Below are 8345 nucleotides of genomic sequence, written 5' to 3'. Positions count from 1 at the left end.
GTGTTCTGTGTTCTGTGTTCTCAGGATTATGAATTTTTAATTCATTGATCTGTAATGCTATAAAGTAAATTTAAAAATAATTAATGAATATAAATTATTTTATTTATCTTATTATTTAAATTAAGTCTCTAAGTCTCTAAGTCTCTAAGTCTCTAAGTCTCTAAGTCTCTAAGTCTCTAAGTCTCTAAGTCTCTAAGTCTCTAAGTTTGAATTTATAGTATCTAGATTGTTATCACTGGTTTTATCTTATACGCGTTAATATATAATCCTTTCGATTTTATTTTATCTCGATGAGCTACTTTATGACTGAACTAGAAAAAATGCGTCTTGGCCATGCTTTCAACGCTTTGGACCTTGAATTAAGGCAGTTACGAGAATCTGCTCGTTTAGCTTGCGCCAAATTCAACGCGCATCCTAGTAAAGGCAATATGAAGCATATAACCCGACTATTTACTTCCTTTGACTCTGTCATTTTGGAGCCTGGGTTTCAGTGTGACTATGGCGTAAACATCAGTCTGGGGAAAAATGTCTATGTCAATTTTCAATGCGTATTTCTAGATGCTGCACCTATTATTATCGGAAATAACGTTTTAATAGGCCCAGGAACCCACCTATATACTGTCGAACACCCTAAAGATACTGAACTTAGACGCACAGGCGCTTGTTCAGCCAAACCGATAGATATTGGTGATGATGTGTGGATTGGAGGTGGAGTGAAGATATTACCGGGTGTTAAAATTGGTAAAGGCGCCATTATCGGCGCCAATGCGGTTGTGACTAAAGATATTTCTGAAGGGGCTGTTTACTACTAGCTTGGTATAAATTGAACACAAACGCCCTATTTTTCCATAGTATTTTCATGCCACCATTCATCGGATGAGTAACTAAAACTTGATTGCCAATTTAGGAACTCATCTGGTTTTAATGGTTTAGAGAAGTAATAGCCCTGAATGGTTTCGCAACCATAATCTTCTAAGATAGACAAACCTTCTACATTCTCCATACCTTCGGCTGTCACTGAGAATCCAAAACTATGTGAAAGTTGAATGGTTGTATTAACTATTAAGGCATTGGACTCATTCGTATCCACATCATGTACGAATGACCTGTCGATTTTTACTTCATCAACCGGTAAATCTCTTAAGTAAGCTAAAGAGGATTGTCCTGTTCCAAAGTCATCAATAGACAGTTTGAACCCCATTCTTTTCAGTGCGTTTAGTACATGGATGACGGTCTTGGTATCCTTCATCACAGAGCTTTCAGTCACCTCAAAAGCAAGTTGCTGAGGGTTAACATGATACTTTTCCATCATTCCTTTTATAAAACCAGGTAAGCTCAAATCAAGTAAGTCCAAAGCTGATAAATTGATCGCAACTTGAACTTGCATATCTTGCGTTTGCCAATGAGACTGCTGCATGCATACTTGCTCAATTACCCACTTAGTTACCAGTTGGATGTTGCCAGATCTCTCTAATAGAGGGATAAACTCTGCAGGGGAAATAAAGCCTAAGGTAGGATGAATCCAGCGTATTAGTGCCTCTGCGGCATAACACTTTCTCTTTTGTATATTGACTTTTGGCTGGTAAACAATAAAAAGCTGGTTAGTTTCTAATGAATTAGGTAGATCACGAATAAGTGATAAGGTACGTCTATGGCTTTCGTCTTGTCCTTGCTCATAAATCGCAATGCCGTTTTCGCTTTGCTTGGCTTCATCAGCTGCAATATCAACTCGTCGCATGACGCCATTAACGCTCAGGTCATCCTGATCAGCAAAGAATAAAGCGCCCATACAAAGCTGTAAGCATATTTTAGAACCCGAAATATCAAATTCTTCTTGCAGTGCCTGGTGCATTTTAGTCAGGGTCATTTCATCAAGCTGACTGTTGAATACAACTAAAAACTCATCTCCCGCTAGTCTTGCAACAACATCACTATTAGTAATTAGACCATCTATTCTTTGTCCAAATTGGCAAAGTAATGTATCGCCCGTTTCAAAGCCCATCATGCTATTAATGTCTTTAAAATGGCGAATATTGATAAGCAGTACGCCACCCAAACTGGTATTTAAGTTCTCTGTGAGAAAACTCTCCACTGCATTTCGGTTTTTCAGGCCAGTTAGACTATCGTGAGAGGCTTGAAAAGAGAGCTCTTCTTCCCTTTTTGCAATCCGAACCTGCATACCTGATAAGGTTTTTGAAAGAACGCCAAATTCACCTGCTTGATGTTCAATTTCTACATGCTCACCACGACCTATTTTTTTAGCTTTAGAAACGAGCACTTGAATTGGTTTTAGTAAGCGACGTGCACTAAACCAACTCAAGAGAATAGATAGACATAAAATTACTGAGAAAATAATGATTAGGCGGTTGGTAACTTCATTGATATTTTGAATCCAAGAACTATAAGGTAAATGCAAGAAAGCCCAGTGATTATCAAGGTCTAGCTTCACCCTTGAGGTTAAAAAGTTCTCATCATCTGAAAATAACGTAGTGTTATCGTCAACATCATCCCCTTTGAACTTATTTAGAATTGAATCAATAGCGGTAACATTTAACGTACTTGTGTGGCTGTCATGCTTTTCAACATTATGAATACCTTTTAATGTTGCAAAACTTACTTCTAGACCTGTGATGCCCTTAATTTCGTTGGCTAATTCATTACCCATTTGAAATGCCATGCCAACCCAAGCAACTATATTTGGGGCTCTAACTGGAACAAGTACTAATTGATAAGGCTTATGGTCAACTTCTATGATGCCATTGATAGTTCGGCTTCTACGGTTACGCTTTATAAGTTGTGTAAAGTCACTGTTATAAGCCATATCGAACGTAGAATTGATGGTTTGTCCATCACTTGAGAGCAATATACCAAAATCTGCACTTACTCTTTGTGCGTTATTTTCAAGTGAAGATCTTATTGTGGCTTCATCTCGCGTTGCCACGGCTGTTTTAAAGCCAAAGTCTGATGCTAATAAACTCACACCAACACCAAGGTGTTTGTTTCTATTATCTAAAGTTAATTGAAAGACATTTTTAGCGACATCAATACGCTTAATCGCTTGATTAATGCTGTCACGCTTGATGGTATCAAGAATGGCTGTTCCTGAAATTAACTGTATCATTGCTAGGAAAAATACAAGCAAGGCAATTAATTGTGAGCGGAAACTTTTAAACATATTATCCCTTAATAATTGTCGTTTATGCCTTCATTTGTTGGATATTCTTCTTCATAAACATCCATACTTTGCTGGATAGTGAGATCTTTACCAGCGACCGTAATTATCTGACTTGCTTCTTCACTGTCCTGCCAAGGATGCCAAAAAGACATTTCATATTTACCGTCAGGTACGCCTTTAAATCTGATCACACCTTCTAAATTACTATTTTCAGCAAATGGACCATCAGCGACATATACATAGGACTCCATAAAGTCATGGATATTACACCCCAGCGCAACAACGCCTGCTTTATCAAATACTATTGGTGTTTCAGGTTTGCCTATGTATAGCTGTAATTGAAAGGTTTTAGCTGGTGAAAAGGAGTAAACATGGTGACGGGTTTTATCCATGTTAGGAAAATCTATCGGCGTTCCAGTCGGGACCACACTTACAAATGGAATAAAAGTTTTGTCTTTTTGACTGATAGAAACTAGATCTAAACCTTTGCCATGACTCGCTGCTAATGTGTTGTAAGCTAGGTTTTCTTCGATTGGTTTGAGCTCAACAACAGCATCTCTTAATAAGCTGCCTTGTTTCGTTGTCATTACCAAACTTAAATCAGCTGAATAGACATTTAGCGAAGTCGTAACCAAAAGGCCAGTTAACAATAATTTTTGTCCCTTCTGTGCTAGATTGAACATGAATCTAATATTCCTTTGGCGTTAAAGGCGTTATTATAACGCTGTAAATTAATAGAAAGTTTTGTCAGTAATATCACTAGTATACAGATAGTTTGTGTGTATTTTAATGCACTGCTTATAATGATAAAAAACATACTTAAATAAAGAAGTTAATTTGAACAATCATAGTAAAAGTACCAAGCTAACTAGCGTTAAAAAGTGTCTAGCATACTCATTAACCTTTATGAGTATAGATCAAGTTTACGCAGCGCAATTGACCCCATATACGAATCTTGAAATTAAAGGTGGCCTTACCCTAGGTGCTTCTGACACTCAGGCAAATGCTTGGTATGACAGAGATTCAGGCCAACTAGATTCTTTATCTGGAATATCTATTGCTGACAGTGTTTTTAGTCTTGATATAGCTACTGACTCCAACTTTAGTTATAAAGTTCATGGTCAAGTGTCAGAAAATACAGAATCCGCACTTGGTGTTACAGAGTTCTGGGCAAATTATCGCCCAATAACCAGCTCAAAATATCGTCATAATTTTCGATTCGGCAGCTTTTATCCATCAATGTCATTAGAAAACAATGATACGGCTTGGACTAGCACTTATAGTAATAACTTCTCCGCTATTAACTCTTGGTTTGCTGAAGAGTTAAAGGTGTCTGGGTTAGAATGGTCTATTACGCGACCTGGAAGAGCATTTCGATCTAAGTATTCCCTTAAAGGTGTTGGTGGGCTTTTTGTAGGTAACGATGCTATTGGTAGTATTATCAGCTGGCGAGGTTTTTCTCTACACTCAGCACAAACAAATGTTGGCGACAGAGTATATTTTGCTAACTACCCTAGCCTCCAATCAGGCGCTTTGGTTAGACAACCTAATTGGGTAAACCCATATTATGAGTTAGACAATCGTATTGGTCATTATTTTGGTGGTCATATTAAGCATAGAAGTGGTGCAGAATTAAGACTTTACCATTATGATAATAATGGTGATCCACTTGTGGTTAAGCATCAGCAATATGCTTGGGATACGCGTTTTGACACGCTCTCTCTTTTTTATCCTATTGCCAAAGACACTCAATTCTTAGCTCAGTGGTTACTAGGAAACACCATCATGGGTGATAATGCAGTCAATGTTGACTACCGAGCATGGTTTGGCTTAGTTAGTCACGATATTGAAAACTATAAGCTTAGTATTCGTTATGATAACTATGAAACGATAGATAAAGATCAGCTTGCTGTGGATAACAATAATGGCCATGGTGAAGCTATCACTTTATCCTTAGCTAACCAGATTAAGCCAGAGCTAAACCTTAGGTTTGAAGTAACGGGTTTAAACTCTTTTCAAGCCAACCGAACAGATTTAAACCAAAACGCATACACCAAAGACACTGTTTATCAATTGACCGCTATGTATCGTTGGTAAAAAGAGCCCTATTGGGCTCTTCCATTTCTAAATTAACTAACTTGTATAGCGGCTGGCGATATTAAAATAGTGAATTTTACCTTTTTCACTAAGAAATTTTTCCGGTTGAATGCTATCAATTTGTTTTTCATCCAAATATTTTACGGCATATTCCTTATAAACACCGTTTTCAACAAATAGGTCAAATAGTTCAGCATCTATATGCTTTTGATCTCTCATTCTCGACATGATCTCAAGAGATTGAGACAAGGTGTTTGGTTTTTTATATGGCCTATCGTCTGATGTTAGCGCTTCAAAAATATCTGCAATTGCCATCATTTTTGCTAATGGCGACATTTCATCTGCTGTAAGCCCTTTCGGGTAACCAGATCCATCCATCTTTTCATGATGACCACAGGCAATTTCTGGTACATTTTTCAAATGTTTTGGAAAGTTTAACTTGTCCATCATCAAACTTGATTGAATTATGTGCTCATTGATTTTATATCTTTCTTCTTCATTTAAAGTGCCACGTTTGACCATAAGTGAATAGAGCTCACCACGGTTATATAACAATTCAGGTTGTTTCATATTAAAGCCAAGCTTGTGATAGCTATCACTAGTGTCCCCCTCATCCCTTAAGATCTTGTGTTCCTCCTTATCTGCCAATAATGATTCTTGAACAGGCAGGTTTGGTGTTGTGCCAGATCTGAGTTTTCTCGCTAATTCAAGATGAGATAAGCCCACTCTATCATTCAAAGTTCTTGTCCATTTACGTTTGGCGATTTTGTTTAGCTGATTAGTCGTCCAGTCATCCATGACAATGTCGCCTTGATTGCAAGCTGCAACAAGTAAGAACTCTTCATCTAAAATTTTCAGCTCTTTTTTAAGTCCAGTTGCTAAGGCAATTGGGTCCTCACCATTAAGCTCACGCTTACAAAATGCTAATTCAGTTTCTTTTTTAATTAATTCAAAGCGCATTCTAACTTCATGCAATCTATCGTAAATTGTTTCAAGCTTAGTCGCTTTGTCTATGACATATTCTGGCGTGGTTATCTTGCCACAATCATGCAACCAAGCCGCAACATGAATCGCTTGTTTGCTACTCTTGGTTAATTCAAATTCAGCATACGGGCCTGTATCTGTTGTATGGGCTGCTTGTGCTAACAGCTTCATGATTTCAGGTACGCGTTTGCAATGCTCAGCTGTGTAACTACTTTTACCATCTATCGCACTAGCAAGTAGCATAATAAATGATTCGAAAAGTTCATCTTGCGATTGAATAAGCTGCCTCGTTTCAATAGATAATGCCGCATTACTAGAGATAGCCTGAATAAAAGCTTTATGATGGGTATTTAGCTCTGTATCCATCAATAAAGTCAGGCAACCTATCAAGCTATTTTGTCGATTGAAGAGTGGCACCAAAACCAAATTTTGGATTTTATCTTCAAGGTGTGAAATAACACTTTCTAGGCCTGAGTTGTGTGTAAAAGCGACATAATCTTTATCTTTGAAATCCAACTTAACTAGGCTTTGGTCGATTACACCATCTTGTATCTGTTCAGGGAGTTCATTAATTCTCAAAGGAATCAAAGTATGTTGTTTGAATTGTTTATTGTTAATCATGGTGACTTGGGGCAAAAGCAAATTACTTTCATCTTCATCGATTAGATAAAGAACACCCGCTTTGGCTTCACAGATATTAATCGTTTTATCCAATAAGACACTTTGCAGCTTACTAAAATCATCTTCTTCGGCTAAAAGTTTATTCATCTCAATAAACTCTGTAATAGTGGCATTCATTTGATTCATGGCGCTACCGAGCATATTCACTTCTTTCACGTTAGATCTAAAATCAAATTTACGCTTGAAGTTAAAATCTCGAATTTGGTTAGTCTGCTTCACTAAATAGTAAATGGATTTAGTCATTTTCGAAGCTAGTTTATTTGTTAAGAGCAAGAAAATAACGAGTAAGGTTGTTAGCCAAATAGCGCTTTTGATCAACATAATTGTAGCTTCACTTAGCAACTCAGATGTTGGTATCGCAATCACAAGTGTGTACTGAATATTATTGGGCAACTCTATATTTCTTACCATAGACAGCCAGTTTTGACCTTGACTATCTATTTCTACAAGACTGTTTTTTTGTTGATGCTTTTCACGGTTCATCAATACATCTTTAAGAACCTTATCATCCAATAATGGCAGGCGAATTGGTGTGTTTGGCGTTAATTTGGTGAGATGACCATTAATTGTATTATCAACGGAAGCAATCATTCCTGCTCCTCGGGTTAATAATGCCACCTTGGTGTTTTCTGTTGTTTTAAAATCTGTCAGAAATTGTGTCAATTTTGTCAGGCTAATATCGGCAGCGATAACCGCTCTAGAAGAGGGAGACCTTTGAGCAATGGTGGTGCCAATCTCCTTTGTTGTGAAAAAAACATAGGGATCCGCTGTGATTGGCTGATGTCTAGCCATAGCCATCTGATACCAATGACGTGTTCTGGGATCAAATTGACCATAAGTAATGTCTGATTGTACTGAGATTAAAGATAAAGATTCATCGTAATAACGATACTCGCCTGAATTTGTATCAAGGTTTTTCTCCGAGACTTGTATGACATAACGGGTTTCATCAGGCGCATTAAAAAATGACGACCGCTTATTTTTACTGGGTAAGCGTCTCACTAGATAAAAATCACCATCATTAAAAGCAATATATGCAGATGTAATATTCTTGGTTTTTGAAAAGCTGCTTAACAGGAAGTTGAAATGAGGTTTTCTTTCAGCCTTATTCGTTGTATTAGTAATTTCATGGCTAGCAATAACAGACACAAGTGACTCTGCATTTTCAAATAGCCCAGACGTTTTAAGCGCGGTTTCCTCTACCGTAAAGCCAAATACATTACTGGTTAGATCAGTGATAATGTCTTTAGTTTGATAGTAGAAAATTGATGAAAACGTAGCACCTACCAGTATGATTAATAAGGTAAACGCGAGCGAAATATAAAAACGGTAACTATATCCTAATAGCGGCATGTGGATTTCCTTTCCAAACCTGTTTTTTAAAACCGGTCGAGCACCAGTTTTCAAT

5 protein-coding genes are annotated in these 8345 nt (G+C 37.4%); 2 read left to right on the top strand and 3 right to left on the bottom strand.

The genetic code is table 11. The features are described 5' to 3' along the window. Positions 1 to 302: 302 nt before the first annotated feature. Positions 303 to 812, top strand: a complete 510-nt coding sequence (locus tag TW85_RS12395; RefSeq protein WP_046017416.1) for a sugar O-acetyltransferase — start codon at positions 303 to 305, stop codon at positions 810 to 812. A gap of 26 nt (positions 813 to 838) precedes the next feature. Here the strand turns inward: TW85_RS12395 and TW85_RS12390 are convergent, their stop codons facing one another. Both TW85_RS12390 and TW85_RS12385 read right to left on the bottom strand, forming a co-directional pair. Beyond that, a complete protein-coding gene (locus tag TW85_RS12390) occupies positions 839 to 3175 on the bottom strand; it encodes an EAL domain-containing protein (protein WP_046017415.1) in 2337 nt (778 codons plus the stop codon). 8 nt (positions 3176 to 3183) lie between these two features. Then, positions 3184 to 3858, bottom strand: a complete 675-nt coding sequence (locus TW85_RS12385; RefSeq protein WP_046017414.1) for a methylamine utilization protein — start codon at positions 3856 to 3858, stop codon at positions 3184 to 3186. Positions 3859 to 4012: 154 nt separating this feature from the next. On the opposite strand from TW85_RS12385, the gene TW85_RS12380 reads away from it, so the two are divergent. Next, positions 4013 to 5272 carry a hypothetical protein gene (locus TW85_RS12380; protein WP_052702131.1) on the top strand — a complete coding sequence of 420 codons (1260 nt, stop codon included), beginning with the start codon at positions 4013 to 4015 and terminating at the stop codon, positions 5270 to 5272. Between the two features lie 36 nt (positions 5273 to 5308). On the opposite strand, the gene TW85_RS12375 is transcribed toward TW85_RS12380, so the two are convergent. Beyond that, positions 5309 to 8290 (bottom strand): HD domain-containing phosphohydrolase, encoded by a 2982-nt coding sequence (locus tag TW85_RS12375; RefSeq protein WP_046017413.1) that lies wholly within the window; start codon positions 8288 to 8290, stop codon positions 5309 to 5311. Between the last annotated feature and the right edge of the window lie 55 nt (positions 8291 to 8345).

It is taken from the genome of Marinomonas sp. S3726 (assembly GCF_000967665.1).
GTDB lineage: Bacteria > Pseudomonadota > Gammaproteobacteria > Pseudomonadales > Marinomonadaceae > Marinomonas.
This window is presented reverse-complemented; position numbering and strand designations above follow the sequence as displayed.

Bases quoted from the DNA above. Each gene is read 5' to 3' on its own strand.
- TW85_RS12375 (WP_046017413.1), bottom strand. From the start codon at position 8,290: ATGCCGCTATTAGGATATAGTTACCGTTTTTATATTTCGCTCGCGTTT.
- TW85_RS12385 (WP_046017414.1), bottom strand. From the start codon at position 3,858: ATGTTCAATCTAGCACAGAAGGGACAAAAATTATTGTTAACTGGCCTT.
- TW85_RS12395 (WP_046017416.1), top strand. From the start codon at position 303: ATGACTGAACTAGAAAAAATGCGTCTTGGCCATGCTTTCAACGCTTTG.
- TW85_RS12390 (WP_046017415.1), bottom strand. From the start codon at position 3,175: ATGTTTAAAAGTTTCCGCTCACAATTAATTGCCTTGCTTGTATTTTTC.